This window comes from Acinetobacter sp. YH12137 (assembly GCF_013418535.1).
Lineage (GTDB): Bacteria > Pseudomonadota > Gammaproteobacteria > Pseudomonadales > Moraxellaceae > Acinetobacter.
Map to the genome: position 1 here is coordinate 22,909 of NZ_VPBW01000001.1, position 19,400 is coordinate 42,308.

The 19,400-nt window shown below is 44.7% G+C and carries 14 protein-coding genes and 8 tRNA genes; 14 read left to right on the forward strand and 8 right to left on the reverse strand.

What is annotated here, in order from left to right:
• The first annotated feature begins 49 nt into the window (after positions 1 to 49).
• Both FTU72_RS00090 and FTU72_RS00095 read left to right on the forward strand, forming a co-directional pair.
• Positions 50 to 4,567 (forward strand): Hpt domain-containing protein, encoded by a 4,518-nt coding sequence (locus tag FTU72_RS00090; RefSeq protein WP_180052328.1) that lies wholly within the window; start codon positions 50 to 52, stop codon positions 4,565 to 4,567.
• Positions 4,568 to 5,026: a hypothetical protein gene (locus tag FTU72_RS00095; protein ID WP_004784978.1), complete on the forward strand. Its 459-nt coding sequence runs from the start codon at positions 4,568 to 4,570 to the stop codon at positions 5,024 to 5,026.
• Positions 5,027 to 5,086: 60 nt separating this feature from the next.
• On the opposite strand, the gene dapE is transcribed toward FTU72_RS00095, so the two are convergent.
• From dapE to FTU72_RS00110, 3 genes are all read right to left on the reverse strand, one after another.
• Entirely contained in the window at positions 5,087 to 6,223 is a 1,137-nt protein-coding gene (dapE, locus tag FTU72_RS00100; RefSeq protein WP_004784977.1) for a succinyl-diaminopimelate desuccinylase, read from the reverse strand.
• A 123-nt stretch (positions 6,224 to 6,346) separates the two neighbouring features.
• Entirely contained in the window at positions 6,347 to 6,496 is a 150-nt protein-coding gene (locus FTU72_RS00105; protein WP_004784975.1) for an entericidin A/B family lipoprotein, read from the reverse strand.
• A gap of 115 nt (positions 6,497 to 6,611) precedes the next feature.
• Positions 6,612 to 7,487, reverse strand: a complete 876-nt coding sequence (locus FTU72_RS00110; RefSeq protein WP_004784973.1) for a DUF1853 family protein — start codon at positions 7,485 to 7,487, stop codon at positions 6,612 to 6,614.
• An 88-nt stretch (positions 7,488 to 7,575) separates the two neighbouring features.
• Here FTU72_RS00110 and FTU72_RS00115 point away from each other — a divergent pair, with 88 nt between their 5' ends.
• The 11 genes from FTU72_RS00115 (at position 7,576) to FTU72_RS00165 (ending at position 10,443) form a co-directional block, all read left to right on the forward strand.
• Positions 7,576 to 8,013 (forward strand): YbaN family protein, encoded by a 438-nt coding sequence (locus FTU72_RS00115; protein ID WP_125278257.1) that lies wholly within the window; start codon positions 7,576 to 7,578, stop codon positions 8,011 to 8,013.
• Complete coding sequence (elsL, locus tag FTU72_RS00120; RefSeq protein WP_180052327.1) at positions 8,010 to 8,522, forward strand: cell wall-recycling L,D-carboxypeptidase ElsL; 513 nt, start codon at positions 8,010 to 8,012, stop codon at positions 8,520 to 8,522. The genes FTU72_RS00115 and elsL overlap by 4 nt, the downstream gene beginning before the upstream one ends.
• A 510-nt stretch (positions 8,523 to 9,032) precedes the next feature.
• A tRNA-Val gene (locus tag FTU72_RS00125) sits at positions 9,033 to 9,108 on the forward strand.
• A gap of 30 nt (positions 9,109 to 9,138) precedes the next feature.
• A tRNA-Asp gene (locus FTU72_RS00130) sits at positions 9,139 to 9,215 on the forward strand.
• Between the two features lie 49 nt (positions 9,216 to 9,264).
• Positions 9,265 to 9,341 (forward strand) — tRNA-Asp (locus FTU72_RS00135).
• 21 nt (positions 9,342 to 9,362) lie between these two features.
• A tRNA-Val gene (locus tag FTU72_RS00140) sits at positions 9,363 to 9,438 on the forward strand.
• A gap of 13 nt (positions 9,439 to 9,451) precedes the next feature.
• Positions 9,452 to 9,528 (forward strand) — tRNA-Asp (locus tag FTU72_RS00145).
• Between the two features lie 30 nt (positions 9,529 to 9,558).
• Positions 9,559 to 9,634, forward strand: a tRNA-Val gene (locus FTU72_RS00150).
• A 23-nt stretch (positions 9,635 to 9,657) separates the two neighbouring features.
• Positions 9,658 to 9,734: transfer RNA gene (locus FTU72_RS00155), tRNA-Asp, on the forward strand.
• Positions 9,735 to 9,835: 101 nt separating this feature from the next.
• Positions 9,836 to 9,911, forward strand: a tRNA-Val gene (locus tag FTU72_RS00160).
• A 70-nt stretch (positions 9,912 to 9,981) separates the two neighbouring features.
• Positions 9,982 to 10,443, forward strand: a complete 462-nt coding sequence (locus FTU72_RS00165; RefSeq protein WP_004784968.1) for a DUF2750 domain-containing protein — start codon at positions 9,982 to 9,984, stop codon at positions 10,441 to 10,443.
• A 17-nt stretch (positions 10,444 to 10,460) separates the two neighbouring features.
• On the opposite strand, the gene FTU72_RS00170 is transcribed toward FTU72_RS00165, so the two are convergent.
• The 4 genes from FTU72_RS00170 to yccS all read right to left on the reverse strand — a co-directional run bounded on the left by FTU72_RS00170 (position 10,461) and on the right by yccS (position 17,060).
• A complete protein-coding gene (locus FTU72_RS00170; protein ID WP_034590168.1) occupies positions 10,461 to 11,255 on the reverse strand; it encodes a YdcF family protein in 795 nt (264 codons plus the stop codon).
• 97 nt (positions 11,256 to 11,352) lie between these two features.
• Entirely contained in the window at positions 11,353 to 14,055 is a 2,703-nt protein-coding gene (locus tag FTU72_RS00175) for a sulfite reductase flavoprotein subunit alpha (protein ID WP_180052326.1), read from the reverse strand.
• Positions 14,056 to 14,239: 184 nt separating this feature from the next.
• The gene (locus FTU72_RS00180; RefSeq protein ID WP_004784963.1) at positions 14,240 to 14,800 is read right to left on the reverse strand and encodes a YcxB family protein; all 561 of its coding nucleotides are present in this window, start codon (positions 14,798 to 14,800) and stop codon (positions 14,240 to 14,242) included.
• 85 nt (positions 14,801 to 14,885) lie between these two features.
• The gene (gene yccS, locus FTU72_RS00185) at positions 14,886 to 17,060 is read right to left on the reverse strand and encodes a YccS family putative transporter (protein ID WP_159123379.1); all 2,175 of its coding nucleotides are present in this window, start codon (positions 17,058 to 17,060) and stop codon (positions 14,886 to 14,888) included.
• Positions 17,061 to 17,205: 145 nt separating this feature from the next.
• Here yccS and FTU72_RS00190 point away from each other — a divergent pair, with 145 nt between their 5' ends.
• The gene (locus FTU72_RS00190) at positions 17,206 to 18,417 is read left to right on the forward strand and encodes a multidrug effflux MFS transporter (RefSeq protein ID WP_180052325.1); all 1,212 of its coding nucleotides are present in this window, start codon (positions 17,206 to 17,208) and stop codon (positions 18,415 to 18,417) included.
• Between the two features lie 79 nt (positions 18,418 to 18,496).
• Here the strand turns inward: FTU72_RS00190 and FTU72_RS00195 are convergent, their stop codons facing one another.
• Positions 18,497 to 19,204 carry a nitroreductase gene (locus FTU72_RS00195; protein ID WP_180014575.1) on the reverse strand — a complete coding sequence of 236 codons (708 nt, stop codon included), beginning with the start codon at positions 19,202 to 19,204 and terminating at the stop codon, positions 18,497 to 18,499.
• Positions 19,205 to 19,400 lie beyond the last annotated feature (196 nt).

A 19,400-nucleotide genomic window follows, 5' to 3' on the forward strand; every position in this document is an offset into this window, starting at 1 on the left:
ATTAAGTTTGAGCGCCCTTCTTGGCGGCACAACGTAAGAAGCATTAGCTATGAAAGAAATATTAAAAAATTTAGTTGAAACGACAACGCTTCCTGAAGACAGTTATCTTGATCAAGATGCAGAAATTCTTGAAATTTTTGTCGAGGAAATCGAAGAGATTTTCATTGAGTTAAATGCTTTATTTCCAGAATGGTTGAGTGATCCGGCTCATCAGGAAAACCTGAAAACCATTCGCCGCCATTTTCATACCCTGAAAGGTTCAGGCCGTATGGTAGGGGCTAAATCTGCGGGTGAAATTGCATGGGCAGTGGAAGATACTTTAAACCGGGTACTTTCAGGTTCAATCCAATTAACGCCTACGATTCAACAGTATGCCAAAGCTGTACTGAACATTTACCAGTTTACTTTATATCCAAAATTCAAACAGGTGCAGGAACTCGATGTTGACCTGCGCCCAGTCGTGCTTTTAGGTCAGCAATTACAACAACAAATAACACCTGAACCGGCTTTAGAAGAACTCTTGCAACTAGCAGACAGTCTGACTGCCGAGGGTCAGATCACAGGTCTTGAGCTAGGTGATTCGGCTGAAGATCAAGATACAACTGCAGCAATAGAAATAAGCACAACAGAATTTGAGCTTGAAGAAGCTGATAGTGAAGATGCTGCACGTAGTGATGTAGAAGAAACCGTGGCGATCTTTATCGAGGAAGCGGAAGAGCATCTCGAAACGATTGCCAAGTTCCTGCGTAGCGAAAATGAAAAAGTGCAGGATTATAATGCATTGATTCGTGCTATTCATACTTTGCGCGGCAGTTCGTCCATGGCACAGATCGAAGAAATCTTCGAGGCCAGCTCTAAAGTAGAACATCTGTTTAAAACACTGCTTCAGGATGAAATTGCATCCACCTCAAAAGAAACTGCTGTATTAATTCAGTATGCTGAATTTGTCAGCGACTATCTGCATTTGTTACGTCAGGGTGATAGCAGCAAACTTGCAGCAGTGTATGCGACTTTTGAGCGTGTCTGGAATGATTATGGCTTCGCAGCCACTGAAACGGAAACAGTTGAAACCCAAGGTCTGGTGACCAAGCTGGTTGAACTGGAGATTGACCTGTTACTGGATGCCGAGTTTGAATTCGATAAACGCGCTAAAGTCGATTATCCAGAATATATTCAGGCTTTAAGCGAGCAGGCTGCCGAGCTGCTTGCACATACAGATAACCGTGCCGCACTGGGTATTCATGAGTTTACGACAGATTTAAAATCTGCCTATGATGCCTTACTAGAAAAACCGGTACTGCTGAACAGCGATTATGCCTATGAGCTGTTTGCCCAGGCACATCAGGAATTCATTCATTTATTCGATACCCTGGCAGCAGGCCAGCGTGTCATTTTAAATGATGATACGCAAAAAACCTTGAGTGAACTTGCTGCATTCGTACAGCAGGATCTGGAAATCTTTGCCGAAGACAATGTCCCTGCTGAACAAGTATCAGAAGAAATTTCTATTCCTGAAGCTGCAACCACAGCCAGCATTGACTTTGCTGCTTTAAGCCAGCGTATTGCCTCTGACCGCCAGTACATCGACAGCGCAGAAACTCAGCGTGATTTCGATGAGGATCTACTGAATATCTTCCTGGAAGAAGCGGATGAATTACTGGTAGGTATTGATGAAGATCTGAATACCTGGAGTAAAAAGCAGGATGATACGACTTCACTGAATAACCTGATGCGTCACTTGCACACCTTAAAAGGTGGTGCAAACATGATTACCGCTTCTCATATCGGTTCGATTTCGCACGAACTAGAAAGTATTTATGAGCGAATCATCCGTCAGCAGATCGCTGTTACTCCAGCGCTGATTCAAATCATTCGTCTGGTGCAAGATAACGTTTCTGACCGTATCCAGTCGATCCGTGATGAAGGTATCGATTATCCGGCTGTTGAAGCAATTTCGATTCTGCAAAATATTCAGGCCTTGGTGGCTGGTCAAGCTGTTGCAGCTCCGGTAGAAACATCGATTCCTGTTGTCGAGTTTGAATATGCAGAAGCTAGTGCTGATTCCGAACAAACAGCGGATGAAGCATCGGAAGAGATTGCATTAGAAGATACAAGTTCAGATCTAGAACCAGCTCTAAACTTAGAAGATGAACAAGTTGAGCTGACTGAAACAGAAACTTTGACTGAGCCAGTTGAAATTGTAGCAGAAGAGCGCTCTGAAGAAGATGAACTGAAGTCAATTGTTGAAGAGACTTTCCTTGAAGAGTCAGAAGAGATTCTCGACAATACTGAAAAACTGCTGAACCAATGGTTTGATCAGCGTAGTGACCGTAGCTTATTGCTTCAATTACAACGTGCTGCCCACAGTATCAAGGGTGGTGCGCGCATGGTTGAAAACGAAAAGGTGGCCAGCATTGCGTATGAACTGGAAACCACATTCGAACAGTTTGCGGTATATCACTTTAACTCGAACGCTTATGATGGTCTGCTGCAAAAAACGCTGGCCTGGTTAAGACAAGCGATCTTCCAGCGTGACTATAGCAATTTTGAACAGATCCAAAGCAGTCTGAAAAAGATTGCTTATGTGGATGTTACTGCGCAGCTGCCAGAACGTCTGGCTAAAACAGAAACGCTGGTCACAGAAAATAGCTTCGAGTTTGTCGAAGGTGATGGTACTGAGCCGCCACGTATGATGGGCGAATGGGTTGATACCGGTAATACCGATACCAGCCACGAGATGATCCGTATCTCTGCTGATCTGGTTGAGAAGATGATCGACCTGTCAGGCGAGAATGCAATTAACCGTTCGCGTATCGAGATGGATTTGGGTCAGCTCGGTAATACTCTGAACGAGATGGAACTGGCGATCAAGCGTCTGGCGGATCAGTTGCGCCGAATGGAAGGCGAGCTAGAATCTCAAATTATTGCCAAACACGGTTCAGAAAACTCGCGTTATGCAGACTTTGACCCGCTGGAAATGGACCAATATTCGTCCCTGAACCAGTTGTCCAAGTCGCTTGCGGAATCTGCTTCGGACTTGGTTGACTTCAAGAGCACTCTATCTGACAAGATTCGTGAAACTGAAGGTTTGTTATTGCAACAATCACGAATTCAGGCCGAGATTCAGGAAAGCCTGATGCGTACTCGTCTGGTACCGTTTGACCGGATGTTGCCACGTTTACAACGTATCGTACGTCAGACTTCTACTACCTTGAACCGTCCAGCCGAACTGATTGTTCAGAACAGTGAAGGTGAATTGGACCGTAATATTCTGGAGCGTCTGGTAACGCCTTTCGAGCATATGCTGCGTAATGCGATTGACCATGGTTTGGAAGATACAGCAGATCGTATTGCCTTGAACAAACCGGAAGTCGGTTCAATCCTGTTAAATATCAGCCGTCAGGGTACAGATGTCATCGTCTCATTTAGTGATGATGGTAAAGGTATTGATGCTGAGAAGATTCGTGAAAAAGCACTCAGCCAAGGCCTGATCAAAGAAGATCAGACACTGGATTCGGAAGAGCTACTGCAATTCATTTTCCACCCAGGCTTCAGTACTGCTAAATCTGTAACCCAGATTTCAGGTCGTGGTGTGGGTCTGGATGTAGTACAAAGCGAGATCAAGTCTCTGGGTGGTCACGTATCTGTCAGCTCTGAAGTTGGCAAAGGCACAACCTTCACTATTCGCGTACCGACGACTGTAGCGGTCAGCGATGCCTTGATGGTAAAAGTGGGCGATCAGCAATACGCCGTTTCTCTGGCGCAAATCGACCGTATTGTACGTATTGCACCATCTACTCTGGAAACTTACTTCAACAGTAAAGACGATTTCTTCAAGATTGATGGCGTTAATTACAAATTGCGTTACCTGTCTGAGTTCGTATCGAATCAGCCAATTCCTCGTCTGAACAACGTAGCGCATTCACTGCCAGTATTGCTGATTAAAGGCAACAGTGGTCAAACCATTGCCTTACTTGTGGATCAGTTAGTAGGTTCACGTGCACAGATCGTGGTGAAACCAATCGGCCATCAGTTCGCCAATATTGGTGTAGTCACTGGTGCGACGATTCTTGGTGATGGTCAGGTTTGTCTGATTCTGGATGGTCAGAATATTGCCCGTCAGATCCATGGTACGCAGCGTGTGAAACACATGCAGGATCAACGCGATGGTTCACGTTCTGGCAATGCTCGCCGTCTGGTGATGATCGTGGATGACTCGGTGACTGTACGTAAGGTGACCTCGCGTCTGCTTGAGCGTCAGGGTTATGATATTGTCACCGCCAAAGATGGTGTAGATGCGATTGAGCAGCTTGAAAATGTCCGTCCGGATCTGATGCTGCTGGATATTGAAATGCCGCGTATGGATGGTTTTGAGGTCACGAACCTGGTTCGTCACCACGATATTCACCGTGACCTGCCAATCATCATGATTACTTCACGTACTGGTGAAAAACACCGTGAACGTGCCTTCAGTCTGGGCGTAACCCACTACATGGGCAAACCGTTCCAGGAAGCTGAATTACTGGCGAATATTCAACAGTTAATTGCTGAAAAACAGGGGTCATAAATGAGTCAGAATACGACTAATGCCAAAATGGCTGATCAGATAAGTCAGCAGGAACTTCAGCATTTAATTACGGTATCTACCGGATTTATTGATGCTTATATTATTGACTGTCACGGCAAAGATCCAATGCTGTTACCACAAAATATTGTCCTGTCTGCACTGGATAGTGATACCCAGGTTAAAGTGGTTGAGTGGCATGATGCGCAATTACCGGTTTATGCAGTTAATGATCCTACACGTAAAAGTGGTGTGGCGCTGGTGATTGAAGGAGATGAGGTGCATCAGCGTTTTGCCCTGATGTGTAATGAAATGCCGAAAACCATTCGTCTGCGTATTTCTGAAGTGGTTGATGCCGATCAGCAAGTGACTGACCCCGCAGTATTCCAGTATGTGCGTATGGGGGATCAGTTATTTCACATCCCGCAAATGGGTTATATTCAGTCTTCAATTGGCTTGTAATTCATTACAAAGCACATAAAAAAAGGAACTCTTCTGAGTTCCTTTTTTTACATCTGGTGATTAATTGGCTAACAGGTTCACCAGAATCTGCTCATAAATTTCAGCCAGTGGTTCAAGGTCTGCAATATCGACATGCTCATTAATTTGATGGATTGTGGCATTCAGTACACCGAGTTCTAGGACTTGTGCACCGGTAGGCGCAATAAAGCGACCATCTGAGGTGCCGCCTGAAGTTGATAATTCAGTTTCAGTACCAGTCACAGTTAAAATGGCATCTTTAGCGGCATTCACCAGCTCACCAACGGGTGTCAGGAATGGCAGGCCAGATAAAGTCCATGAAATATCATAGTCCACACCATGACGATCCAGAATTTCAAGCATACGTGCCTTTAGTTCTTCAGCAGTCACTTCTGTTGAATAACGCCAGTTGCAGAGCAGATTCATGGTGCCCGGAACAACGTTGGTTGCACCGGTGCCGGCATTGATATTTGAAATCTGGAAAGACGTCGCAGGGAAGTATTCATTGCCGTTATCCCAGACTGTTTCGCACAGTTCGGCAATGGCTTTAGACGCTGTATGGATTGGATTTACTGCTAAGTGGGGATAAGCCACATGACCTTGTTTGCCTTTTACAGTCAAGTTGGCATTCAATGAACCACGACGGCCATTTTTGACAATATCACCCAGTTTGTTGGTACTTGATGGTTCACCTACCAGACACCAGGTAATTTTCTCATTACGGGCTTCCAGAGTTTCAATCACTTTTACCGTACCATTGATCGATGGACCTTCTTCATCTGAAGTGATTAGATAGGCAATTGAACCTTTATGATTCGGATATTTTTCGACAAAACGTTCAGTGGCTACAACCATCGCAGCCAAGGCGGTTTTCATGTCGGCACTACCACGGCCATATAGCTTGCCGTCACGAATTTCTGGAGCAAATGGGTCAGAGTTCCAGGCATCCAGGTTGCCGGTTGGCACAACATCGGTATGGCCAGCAAAACAGAAAACCGGGCCTTCAGTACCTTTACGCGCCCAAATATTATCAACATCTTCAAAGCGCATTGATTCAATATTGAAACCCACCTTCTTCAAACGTTCTGCCATGATATTCTGGCAGTCATGATCAATAGGGGTCACAGAAGGCTGACGTAATAATTGCAGGCTTAAATCAAGAGTCGCGGAAGATGTCATATGGTGAATTCATAAGTCGATAAATTTGTCGGCTCTATGATAGGCGAATATGGCCTGTAATGTGAATGTTCCGCATAAAAAAACCCTATCTGAGATAGGGTTTGTGGAGAAGCTAGAAAGAGTTTAGTTTTGACGGATTTCTTCAGAAGTTTTTTCTGCAGTGCCTGTTACAGCTTCGCCTGCTTTAGAAACGTCTTTACCCACACCTTTGACAGTGTTACAGCCAGTTAAAACAAAAGCCATTACCAATGAAGCAGCAAGAATTTTTTTCATCATCATCTCCGTATTATCGATAATAAAATTATTATGATGTGGAACTAAGATTAGAAAATATACGACATAAAAAATATGTGGTTTTCATAGTGCTTCGGTTAATAAATGTAATGTTTTAAAAGGGTTTATGCGCAGGAAAGGGTAGTAGAAGCGGGCTGCGATACATATAAAAATCCTCTTGATCAGCCTTTTTATAAAGTCCATTTGTCCACCAATAGGGACTTGAACTGCTGATCTGCGCATTAGGATAAATCCATTCATGACGTTGTAAACGATAGAAGTTAGCCGCTGGGTCGGGAATCTGCTGACCCCATAAGCCTATGCGACGTTGGGTATTGACCCAGTCAGGTAAGGTCTGATCTGCACGATGTACTGGAAGATAAAGCTGGCCTTTTAACATGCAGAAACGCTGCTCAATCTGCTGATCCAGAGCCTCATCAAACTGAAACTGTTTCTGGGTAAAATGCTTCATTTTACGGATTAAAGTATCGGTGCGGTTTAGGCCATACCAGTTTGGCAGGCTAAAATCGGCTTCTGCGAGGTAGTATTTCAGCGCCACTTCCCAATGTTCAGTCAGACCAGCCTCTGTATTGAATAACAGAAAATCCAGTTCACCCAGTGTTTTAGCGCCGTCAATTTTCTGAATGCTATGACCTAAAAGCTTATAAGGATGATAGGCATCATCCAGCAGCCAGAACCAGACCAGCATTTCAAAGCGCAAACCCAGCCGGGTGCTTTTAAGCTGCTGCACGAATTGCTCCAGCTCTTCTGGATGCCGGTCCAGATATTTCAGACGTGGATGATAATTTTGCAGGTGATGTTGCCAAGTCTCAGAATCATGTAAGTCAAAAGCATGGACGACTTCAAGTTCGTCTGGAATTTGAGACAGAAGGTTTGGACTGCCGACAGCAAATGCCAGTTGCCGCACCAAAGGATGCTGATAATATTGCCATGCTTCTACAAGATGATGATTTAGACTGGAAAAGGGCATAGCACATCCTGTGAAAAGTGCACAAATACAACGGACAGATTTTAAAAACACTTTATACTACCCCTAATTTTGTGGGTAGGATCGATTTATGAAAATATTGTTTTGGCGAAGCCTGGTCGTACTGTTTGTCGTACTAGGCTTTATCGGTGCAATCTTGCCCGGCATGCCAACAACAGTATTTTTAATTCTGGCGGCTTGGGCGGCATCTAAAGGCTGGCCGCAAATGGATGCATGGCTGCTGAATCATCCAAAATATGGTCCGACTTTAAGAGCCTGGCGTGCCAATGGTACTGTGCCACGCAAGGCCAAATGGCTGGCCAGTATCATGATGTTCATCAGTGGCATTATCATGTTATTTACGACAGCACCGCTGGCAGTCAAAATCTTTACTGATGTGACCATGCTGATTGTGGCGATCTGGTTATGGCGTCGACCCGAACCAGTTCAGGACATAATCCATCCAGAACACATGGCCACAAAGAAAGTAGAACTAGAAACTATCAAGACAGAGAAAGAGAAGTCATGAGCCATTTGCAGCTGGATCAGGCAGAAATCCTGATTGATCTCGCCCAACAAAAACTATATTTGCCAAAATATAATAAGCAGTACCTGATTTCTACGGGTAAGAATGGCGTAGGTGAAGCAGAAAATAGTGGCAAGACGCCTCGTGGATGGCATAAAGTCGCTGAAAAGTTTGGCCAGCAGACACCTTTAAATAGTGTGTTTATTGCCCGTCAAGCGACAGGTGAAATTTATAATGCAGAACTGGCACAGCAATTCCCGCAGCGAGACTGGATTCTCAGCCGGATCTTATGGCTAAGTGGGCTTGAAGAAGGTTTTAACCAGGGCGAGGGTTGTGATACTTACCAACGTTATATCTATATTCATGGTACGCCTGATTCTGAGCCGATGGGTATTGCAATGTCACATGGCTGTATCCGCATGCGGAATACGGATGTGGCCGAGCTGTTTGAACTGGTGAATGAAGATGCACTGGTCTATATTTCAGAACAGCCGCTGAATCTGACTGTTTAAATGACTTAAATGACATAAGAAAATTTGTGGATGATTTAAAATTAATTGAAATATCTTCTATTTAAATAAGGGAAAGTAGATGAGGTCATCGATCATCTATGTAGTCTACTTTAACAGCCAAATAGAGTTAGAAACATGATTTATAGTCTGCCAATAAAAGTCATCGATTTGTTTTTAGAGGGCTGCAAGCTCTTAAAATAAAGATTACAGGATCACAACGTTGCGGTGAGCTGGGCTTTGTATAATCTTTCAGCAATACTGAAGGCTGTTGCATGTTCTGGTCTCAATTTTCATGAGTAAAACCGTAAAAATCCGGCTTTTAGTTTCACAGAGCATCTTTAAAAAATCGGTATAGACTTAAAAAATAAACAAAAAGTGTTGTTTTTTTTAACAATCAACCTATTTTTTAATCACTCACACCGAAAAAGCAGAAAACAGTCAGAAAAGCGTTTGACAGTCTGTGAAGATTCTCTATAATGCACCTCATCAAGCGATGAAGTCGATTTGAAAGGGCGCTTAGCTCAGTTGGTAGAGCGTCTGCCTTACAAGCAGAATGTCGGCGGTTCGATCCCGTCAGCGCCCACCAAGCTTCTTTCAAAGTTGAGACACTTATAGTGCAGCGGTAGTTCAGTTGGTTAGAATACCGGCCTGTCACGCCGGGGGTCGCGGGTTCGAGTCCCGTCCGCTGCGCCACTTTAAGTTCTTGATGAATCGTTTGCCACAATAGCGACATTGTGTAAGTGCAGCGGTAGTTCAGTTGGTTAGAATACCGGCCTGTCACGCCGGGGGTCGCGGGTTCGAGTCCCGTCCGCTGCGCCATTTACATGATAGACCTTTTGAGGGCGCTTAGCTCAGTTGGTAGAGCGTCTGCCTTACAAGCAGAATGTCGGCGGTTCGATCCCGTCAGCGCCCACCAGATTTTTTGTGATGCAGCGGTAGTTCAGTTGGTTAGAATACCGGCCTGTCACGCCGGGGGTCGCGGGTTCGAGTCCCGTCCGCTGCGCCATCCTAAGAATCAAACAGTTTGACCCTTTAAGGGCGCTTAGCTCAGTTGGTAGAGCGTCTGCCTTACAAGCAGAATGTCGGCGGTTCGATCCCGTCAGCGCCCACCATATCTTCTAAAGATATACGCGATGCAGCGGTAGTTCAGTTGGTTAGAATACCGGCCTGTCACGCCGGGGGTCGCGGGTTCGAGTCCCGTCCGCTGCGCCATTTTTCATTCCCTGATGTGGAAAATGTGTTTCAAAATCCAAGACTACGCGCTACGCTTGTCTTGCATCATAAAAAATAACGATGTTATTTTTTACTCTTCAGGGCGCTTAGCTCAGTTGGTAGAGCGTCTGCCTTACAAGCAGAATGTCGGCGGTTCGATCCCGTCAGCGCCCACCATATCTTTCTTGCCTAAATCCTGAATATTTCATAGAATTTGAAGTCTATAATAATTTGAAGATTTCAGACTATGAGAAATCCATATCAGCGCAAGGCAGCGATCAAATCGCAAAATACCGCCTACGATCCGCTACAAGTTTATAAAAATTTTATTGAAGCTATTGTTGCCCAAGGTGGCATTTTTGCACTTTACCAAGAGGGCTGGGCTTTATGTGCCACGCCGACAGGACAGCGAGCTTTCGCGACCTGGCAAAGCAAAGGTCTGGCCAGACTACTCATTAAAGATAACTGGGCCAATTACCAGATTCAGGAAATTACCCTCAAAGATTTTGTTGAAAAGGTCATTCCTTTCTTACGTCAGGAAAGCACTATTGTGTCATTGGATCTGACACCGGAAGGGCAGAATATTCTGGTTGCGCCTGAAAAACTTTTGCTGGATCTTAAAAATTACCTGTATCAGGTCTATGTACAGAAACCTGAACTATTCAAAAATCCAGCGATTCCTTCGCCAAGGCATATCCGTTTAAATTAATTTAATGCTTAAGTCACTTATTCAGATAGTGAATATTCATTGAGCAACCAGCCACTCAAAAAGGCAAAATATTCTCTTAACCAGGAGTTATAGCGCAGATAAAGAGGAGTGCTGGCACTCAAACTAATCACTTGCGGATAACCTTGGTGTCTGGCAATGGCGCGTGCACGGGGACTATGAAAATCACTGGTTGCAATCGCAATCGGATCATTTTGACTTATATTTTGTTGTTCCAATATCACTTGAGAATACATCAGGTTTTGAGCAGTACTTCTGCTTCGATCTTCAAGTTGGATAGGATTGATGAGTTCTGGGTAGGTGGTGTGGATATAGTGTTGCATGACTTCAGCCTCACTTTGCCTTTCCCGATAATTACGCCCACCTGTCATAATCATTAAAGCATCTGGATAGTGTGCTGCATATTTAGCTGCAGTATCCAGACGGCTTTTTAAGATGGGTGAGGGCTGTCCATTCGTAATCCCGCTGCCTAAAACCAGAATAGCGGCAGGAGGCTGTGTAGATTCATTTGAATGAATGGACATCTGGATATAAGCGAAGAAGATTGCGACACTGATTATCCAGAGTAGAAATCCGGCCCAGAGGTTGTTCCAGAACCAGATTCTAAATCTGGAATGCTGTTTCCAGCGTTGAATGCCTGAAAAGAGCAGAGCATACAGGATCAGTGCTACGCTAATGAAAATTGGCAAAAGAACACCGAAATGTCTTTGTCCCTGACTTATTAACCAGAGGCTGTTTATGCCAAGGATCAAACCAAAGATCAGGCTGAGACTTCGTTTAAGTGGGCTGGATATTTGGATACTCATATTTTTATTAATCTTTTTATCTTTTCTTCTATCTTATTAATAAAAAACCGGGCATGAAGCCCGGTCTTTTATAGATCAGCTGATCTTAATATACATCACGACGATAACGACCATCCAGACGTAATTGATCTACTGTGCTTTCACCGAGAATTTCAATCAGAGCCTGATCGACATCGCTGGCCATGCCATTAATGCTACCACACACATAAATCACGGCGCCTTGAGCGACCCAGAGTTTCAATTCTTCAGCTTGCTCACGCAATTTATGATGCACATAAACTTTTTCCTGCTGGTCACGAGAGAAAGCAAGGTCCAGTCGTTTTAATGTACCCATTTGCAGCCAGGCCTGAATGGTTTCTTCAAAGAAGAAATCATGGGCACGCTGACGTTCACCAAAGATGAGCCAGTTCTGAGTATAGTCCTGACGGTTACGCGCACTCAGCAAGCTCATCAAACCTGCGATCCCCGTACCATTACCAATACAGATAATCGGACGGTTATCTGCAATCAGATGGAAAGATTCATTCTTGCGAATACGCAGGGCAATCGGTGAATTTAGGGCAGTATGCTGTGTTAACCAGCCTGAGCCCAGACCTAACTGGCCTTGTGCATCAGATTGCTGACGCACGACCAGACGTAGCACTTGCTGACTTGGAATACTGGCGATTGAATATTCACGTGTAGCAAGAGTTGGTAATTGCTGTAATAGCTCATCTACTGAATCAAAAGGATCAACTTGAGTCAGATCACGATCCCATAGTGCCTGTTCGATACTTTGCTTCAGAGAAGGCACCTGTGTACTCGCGGCAATACGGTATTTCTCCATAAATGCACGGATACGTTCAGGGCTGTTTCCTGGTTGGATTTCGGCAATATCGCCTGCCTGCCACACGGCTTCATGCTGTGGAACCAGTTCAATATTGAACGCAGGTGCACCCAGACTGTCTGGATTCAGCAATTCACGTTTGCTCAAAGTCCATTGATCAAAGGTTTTATCGATACCCATATCCTGCAATTCAAATTGAGTCACATGGGCAAGGGCATTGGTCCATTGCTGGATATGCTCATTATTTGCATTATCCACTTCGATAATCTTGAAGAGCTGCTTGGCACCATTCTGTTGTAACCACTGGTCAATACGATGACCGAAGCTGCAATAGGTGTCCGGGTATTCCTGAGAGCCTAGAGCCAAAACTGCATAATTGAGATGGCTGAGATCTGCTTTGGCAGACAGAATTTTCTTTTCGAAAGATGAAGCCAGGTCAGGCGCTTCACCTGTGCCATAAGTACTGGCTACAAATAAAACCTGTTCTGCCTGTTGCAGATCTGCAAGGCTTAACTGTTGTACTGCTTTAACGCTGACAGGTTGACGTGCTTCCTGTAAGGCAGTAGCTGTGCGCCATGCCAGTTGTTCAGAGACACCCGTTTGTGAAGCATACGCAATCAGCCAAGGCTTGGCATTTGGATCCAGAGGCAGGGCAGTTGCCCCTTGGCGTGCAGCCAGAGTAAGTTTTTTCTGCTTACGACGTTTCAGATAGAGCATCCAGCCGGTCACGAAGAACAATGGCATTAATAATGCAGCAATCATGACCAGGAACTGGTAAATAGGACCAAAAAAGCTGCCACGGTGCACCGGTAACATACTGCTCATGATTTTTTCATTGAGCTTTTTATCTTCATAGAGCTGGACTTCGGTAAATTCAGCACTGCGATAATTATAAGTCGCATTGTTGCGGGCACGTTCATGTTGTGCCACAGGGTCAACAAAACTCAACTGCATTTCACCATCCGGTTTTTTCGGCAGGTTAAATGTCACAGTCGAATATTTACCTGCGAATTGAGTTCTGAAGCCAGTCCAGCTCTGATCCAGCGCACGTAAAATACTTTCTGGACTCATGCCAGCTTCTTCAAGGCTTTCACCACGTTGTCCGCGTTCACCACGAGGTCCACGTTCGCCATCTGGACGACCTTCGGCACGCATTTCACCTTCACCGCGAGGTCCACGTTCACCACCTTGGCGACCTTCACCTCGCATTTCACCATCGCCACGTTGTCCGCGTTCACCACGTGGCCCACCTTCGCCGCGACCGCCATTGGCCTGCATTTCTGGTTGTGGACGTTCTACGCCCAGAACTTTATACATACCATCACGCCACCAGCCATAAGACCAGGTAAGACCGGTACAAGCCAGAATCAGGTAGAAAATTACCACCCAGGTACCCACCACTGCATGCAGATCCCAGATAAAGTTACGGCCTTTCAGTTGCGGCTTCACTGCCAGCCATTGCTTGATCGAATGACGTTTTGGCCAGCGTAAATACAGGCCAGACAAGACGAAAAAGATCAGCATCAGGGTACAGGCACCGGTAATCTGCTTACCGACGGGTCCTACAGTCAAATTACGATGTAGTTGCTGTACAAACTGGAAGAATTCACGGCCTTTAATTTCAGGCAATACTTCAGCCGTGTAGGGGTTGACCATCATGTTATAACCACGACGTGCTCCCTCTTTCGCAATATTGACCGTACTGGAGGCACTTGGATCCTGTGCCACGGTAATACTGTTAATTTTCATTTCAGGGTTTTGGGTCTGGAAATGCTGATACAGCTGGGCAGGGCTAAGCTTGTCTCGCTCTTGAACCTGTACAGTATAACTGTCGCTATTCATCCATTTTAAGATTTGCGGCTCATAAGAATAAATAGCACCCGTGACTCCCATAATTGAGAGAATCAAACCTGCAGTAATCCCCAGAAACCAGTGGATTTGGAAAAATGTCTTTTTAAACATGATGGTCAGATTTATGGTGGTATGTGTAAAAGTAGGCGAATTATAACTGAAGAATCAGAACAAATTATAGATTATGATGATAATATTTATTCTCATTATCATTTGTGTCGATGAGTTGGATAAAAGATAGTCATAAAAAAACCTCCATGTCGAAACAGGAGGTCTTTCAAAATCGGGATATGTCTTAGATTTCTTTTGGTGCGCCCACTTCTTCTTGCAGATGCTTGCGAATGGTCGCGAAAGAGAAGTTTTTACTGTCTAAACGTTTAGGCAGGATATAAGCACCTTGCTGACCTTTGACTTTAAAATTAATCAGCATGAATTCCGGCGTATTATACCATTCATAGATGTCTTTCCAGCCAATAGCACCCACGCCTTCCTGCATGCCCATTTTTTGGCGCATCACGATACCATGCGGTTGCACGCCCAGACGGATGCCTTTAATTTCCTGTACCGGAAATTCATTCATCTTGCGTTTAACATACCATTCCAGACCGAAAGTACGAATCAGGTAATACAGGACTACACAGACAATCGCCACCCAGCAGATGACAGTCGAGTAGTTCTTGATCAGGATAATTCCCAGAATAGACAAGGCAACAATAGCACCCATGATCAGCCAGGCTTTCATGCCAATTTTATTGGTACTACGCCAGATCATCAGCTGAGCATGACGCTGCTCAGCTTCTGAAATTTCATAGTTCACAGGCTGTAAGGTATAAGCGTATAAATTTTTCGCGGTCATAATGAAATTAACAGATTTAAAACTGTAAAAAGTTTAGCATTAATTGTGCTGATTCAGTGAGTATATTGTTCCAAAATCGGCCAAATTATAATGAAGCCAATTCAGTGGCCTGTTCATCACGTTCGTGACTTAAACTTTGCTTTAACTGACTCAATTGCTTCAAGATACTAAACATTAAAGACAGTTGCTGCAAAATAATCAATGGTTTCTGGTCTTCTTCCTGCTGTTGTGACAGACGCTGACGGATATTCTGGATCATATTCTGGGTGCTTAGGTCGGGGACTTCATCATAGAGCAGGGCACCACGAATATTTTCTAGGGCTTGATCCAGCAAGTCCAGCACATCCTGATCCTGAATTTTTTCACGATGCGCACCCAGCGCGGCAATATAACTGATAAAAGTATGATTCAGGCACAGGAACTCAAAAGCCTGTGATTTTTGCACCGGATCAAAATCAGGTTCAGTGGCCAAAGTCGAAATCAGGGAAGCAACTTCAGCATCCGTATTATGAGCTGCACGACGTACCACGCGGTAGGTCAGACCATTATTTCGTCCAGACTTATACTGTTCAATCACTTCACTCAAGTAGTCACATTCTGCCTGCAGACTACGGCTAATGCTGCGTGGCAAGCGACGGAATTTCCAGTCTGGAAAGATAAAGCTCACACCAAACCAGGCAATCGCACAGCCAATCAGGGTATCAATCATACGTGGAATAGCTGCGGCAAAGCCCATACCGTCCAGGTTAAAGTTGATCAGGGCCAGAATGGTAATAAAGGCAGTGGCCTGTGCATACTGTTTACTGCGTAATTCAAAGAACAGAATCCCACTCAAAATCAGCAGCAATAATTGTCCTTCAACAGAAGGAATAAAGTACAGAATGGCATATCCCAAAAGAATACCTGCCAGAGTCCCGACAATACGTAAACGTAAGCGGCGCTTGGTAGCATTAAAGTTAGGCTGGCTGACGAATAGTGCTGTAAGCAGGATCCAGTAACCATACTGAATATCGGTCAGCTGGACAAAGATATAGCTGATCAGCAGCACAATCGACAGGCGAATAGCATGACGGAACAACACGGATTCAGGCGTCAAATGCTGCTTGACCCGAATCTTGATATCTTCCCAGCCTTTCAGGTCGTCATCTTTGAGCTGGTTTTCAATATGTTTAGCACGATCAAATTTGATATTACGTTCAGTTTCCAGGTTGCGTAACTGCGCATCAATGGATTTCAGATTCTGGAATAAAGCAAATAGGGCATTGATCCAGACCTGATCATACTGCTGTTCTGTACGCAATTTTTCCAGGGACAATCTCAGGTTTTCAAAGGCATGTTTGAAGCGTTTATTATGTTTATAGGTTTTGCGCTGCTGAATGCTTTCACTCAGGTCTTTACAGGCTTTGCCCTGAATCGACAGGATGCGCTGAAAACGGAACAAAACGTCGCTGTGTTCAAAAATCTTGGCCAGTTTCTGATAATCAATATGCGCAGAATCGGCACGCTCGTGAATATCTTGCGCTACAAAATAGTATTGCAGGCTACGACGGGTATCCTTTTGACCACGATCACCTTTCAGACGGGTCAAAAGAACAGTCTTCATTTCATTAAAAATTGAAATCAGTTTGCCATTTTCCAGTGATAGCTCGATCATACTTTGCTGATAACTTTTTGCCGTCATATCGACATCGAACAGATTCGATTTGGCATAGAGGAAATCACCCAGTGAAGCATAGCACTTGGCTAAGTTATCCTGTGCACGTCGCGCAGGAAACAGTAGAAAGCTCAGGGTCGACAAAAAGCCATACCAGACCGCACCAATCAGCAGCAAGCTTGCCTGCTGATACCATCCATCAAAAAGTTCAACCCCCAGCATGGAATAGACAGAAATCACCAGACAGCCATAGGAAATCGTGGCATAACGTCGACCAAGCGAGCCGAGCAGAATCAGGACAATACAAGAAACAATGAGGGCAGAAGCAAACAGCAGCGGATAAGGAAATAACAGATAGACTGCCACTGCGGTAATGAAGAAGCCTAAATAGGTATAGAACAGATTCAGGATACGTACGGAAAAGCGGTCATCAATATCGCTTAAACCTGCGGCCACCACCCCAAGGGTGAGTGGAATAGTCATTAACTGCTGTCCCATGAAATAGGGAACAAAGGCAGTGCCTGCAAAAGCGATCAGCATACGCAGGTTATACATCAGGGTCGTATTATAAGTCGCGTGCTTAAGACGATTGAGCCAAGATTTCAACGGTGATCCTTTCTCTTGCAGTCTTTGCTGCAAAGCTGAATATACATATGAGAAAAAGTATATTTATAACTTTTAATTTCCATGTAAATCATACTATGCGCTATGTTAATTTGTCTGCCTACTGCGCATTAAAATCTTTAATTACATGAACTCCAATACGACAGCACCACGACCTTATGCCATGTCCTGGATTATTTTGCTGGCTTCACTGACTGCACTTGGTCCTTTATCCATTGATATGTATCTCTCTGCCTTGCCAGAAATGGCAGCGGATTTTGGTGTCAGCACCCAGATGGTCTCCAATAGTCTGCCAGCTTATTTCCTTGGACTGGCGGTTGGGCAGTTGCTATATGGTCCGATCAGTGACCGGATTGGACGTAAGCCACCGCTTTATTTTGGATTGAGTCTGTATATTCTGGCCAGCCTGTTATGTATGTTTGCACAGAATGAATGGAGCCTGATTGCAGCAAGGGTATTACAAGCCTTAGGAGGATGTGTAGGAGTCGTGGTTGCCCGAGCAACCATTCGTGATCGGCTGGATATGCAGGCGGCTGCCCAGGCCTTTGCCAGCATGATGATTGTAACGACCATTGCACCGATTATTGCGCCAAGTCTCGGCGCATGGGTACTGATGTTCTTTGAGTGGAATATTATTTTCTTGGTGCTGATGGGCTGTGGTTTGTTTAGTCTGGTCTGTGTGCATTTTTTCTTTCAGGAAACCTTGCCCTCGGAACGCCGTCTTAAACTGAATTTGCAACAGGTATTGAGTTTATACCGAACCATTTTTCAGGATGAAAGTTTCAGACGACCGATGCTGGTGGGCTGTTTTTCTGGGGCGGTGATGTTCTGCTATATCAGCGCTTCTTCAGCCATTCTGATGGATCATTATCATCTGACCGAGCAGCAGTTTGCTTATGCTTTCGGGGGGAATGCCGTTGGAATCATGCTGTTCTCGACCCTGAATAAGCATCTGGCTCAATATCTTTCAGTATTAAGTCGCTTAAAACTAGGTGCTTCTTTACAGGGAATCGGTGTCCTGGCTTTACTGGTTTTAGGCTATCTGAATATTGAATCTGTTGTCCTAGTTATGGCGGCCTTATTTGTCGTTGTGGCCTCGATTGGTTTTGTGGGACCGAATGCGATGGCGCTGGCCATGGCAGAACAGGGCGCGCGTGCGGGAACCGCCAGTGCGATCATGGGCAGTATGCAATTTGCCTGCGGTTTGTTGGGTGGGGTTTTATTGAACTTTATGCTGTGGGATGCTTTATTCAATATGGCCTTGGTAATGGCGATCTTTGTAGTTATAGCCTTTAGATCTTTATTGAAATTAGAACTGCCTAGAGTTAAACAGAAATAAGGAGCTGCAAGAACTCTATATCTCTGTCAGACAATCCAAGCAGCTCAAAGTTGATGCTTGGATCATGGCTTATCAAATCTTATTCATCTACAAAAACGGCAAATTCCTCTACCGGGACACGTGGGGTGATAAAGGTATTTACGATATGGTCTGGATCTGCATAGCCTAGTGACATGCCACAGACCAGCTCTTCATCTTCACCTGCTCCCAGTACATCTAGCACAATGCTATGAAAATGATTCCAGGCAGCCTGCGGACAGGTATCCAGACCACGTGCCTTGGCAGCCAGCATCACGTTTTGAATCATCATGGAAATATCCATTTTTGAACCTACGCCCAAATCTTTATGTAAGGTGAAGAATAGCCCCACTGGTGCATCAAACAGTTCAAAATTACGCAGGTTCTGGCGCGCCATTTTTTCTTTTTCGCCTTTCTGGATATTCAGCAAACCATATAAGCCCCAGCCATTTTCACGGCGTCGGTCGATATAAGGAGAGAACCATTGTTCGGGATAATAGGCAAAGGTTTCTTTATATTGCTCGGCCAGTGCCGGATTCTGGTAAAGCTCCATTTGCGCCTGACAGACACGCTGCACCAGCTCATCACGCTTTTTCCCTGTCAGCACATATACTTTCCATGGCTGGGTATTGGTCCCTGAAGGGGCGCGGCTGGCCACAGTCAAAATGTCTTTGAGCATGCCGGTACTGACCGGCGTATCCAGAAAAGCACGAACCGAATGCCGGGAAGTAATGGTTTGATCTACAGCATGAACGAGGTTTTGATCCATTCTAATTTCCAATCTCATATCCTTAATGATGGTGAACTGACTATAAACCAAACAAACTCTGTCGGGCAGGGGGAATTTTAGTTTCACAGTGAATTATGATGATTAATAAAAATCACATGAATGAGAATGCACTTAAGAGATATAGAAGTTATATAAATAGCCTAAGAAATTTATTGAATGCTTAAACAAAACTCCT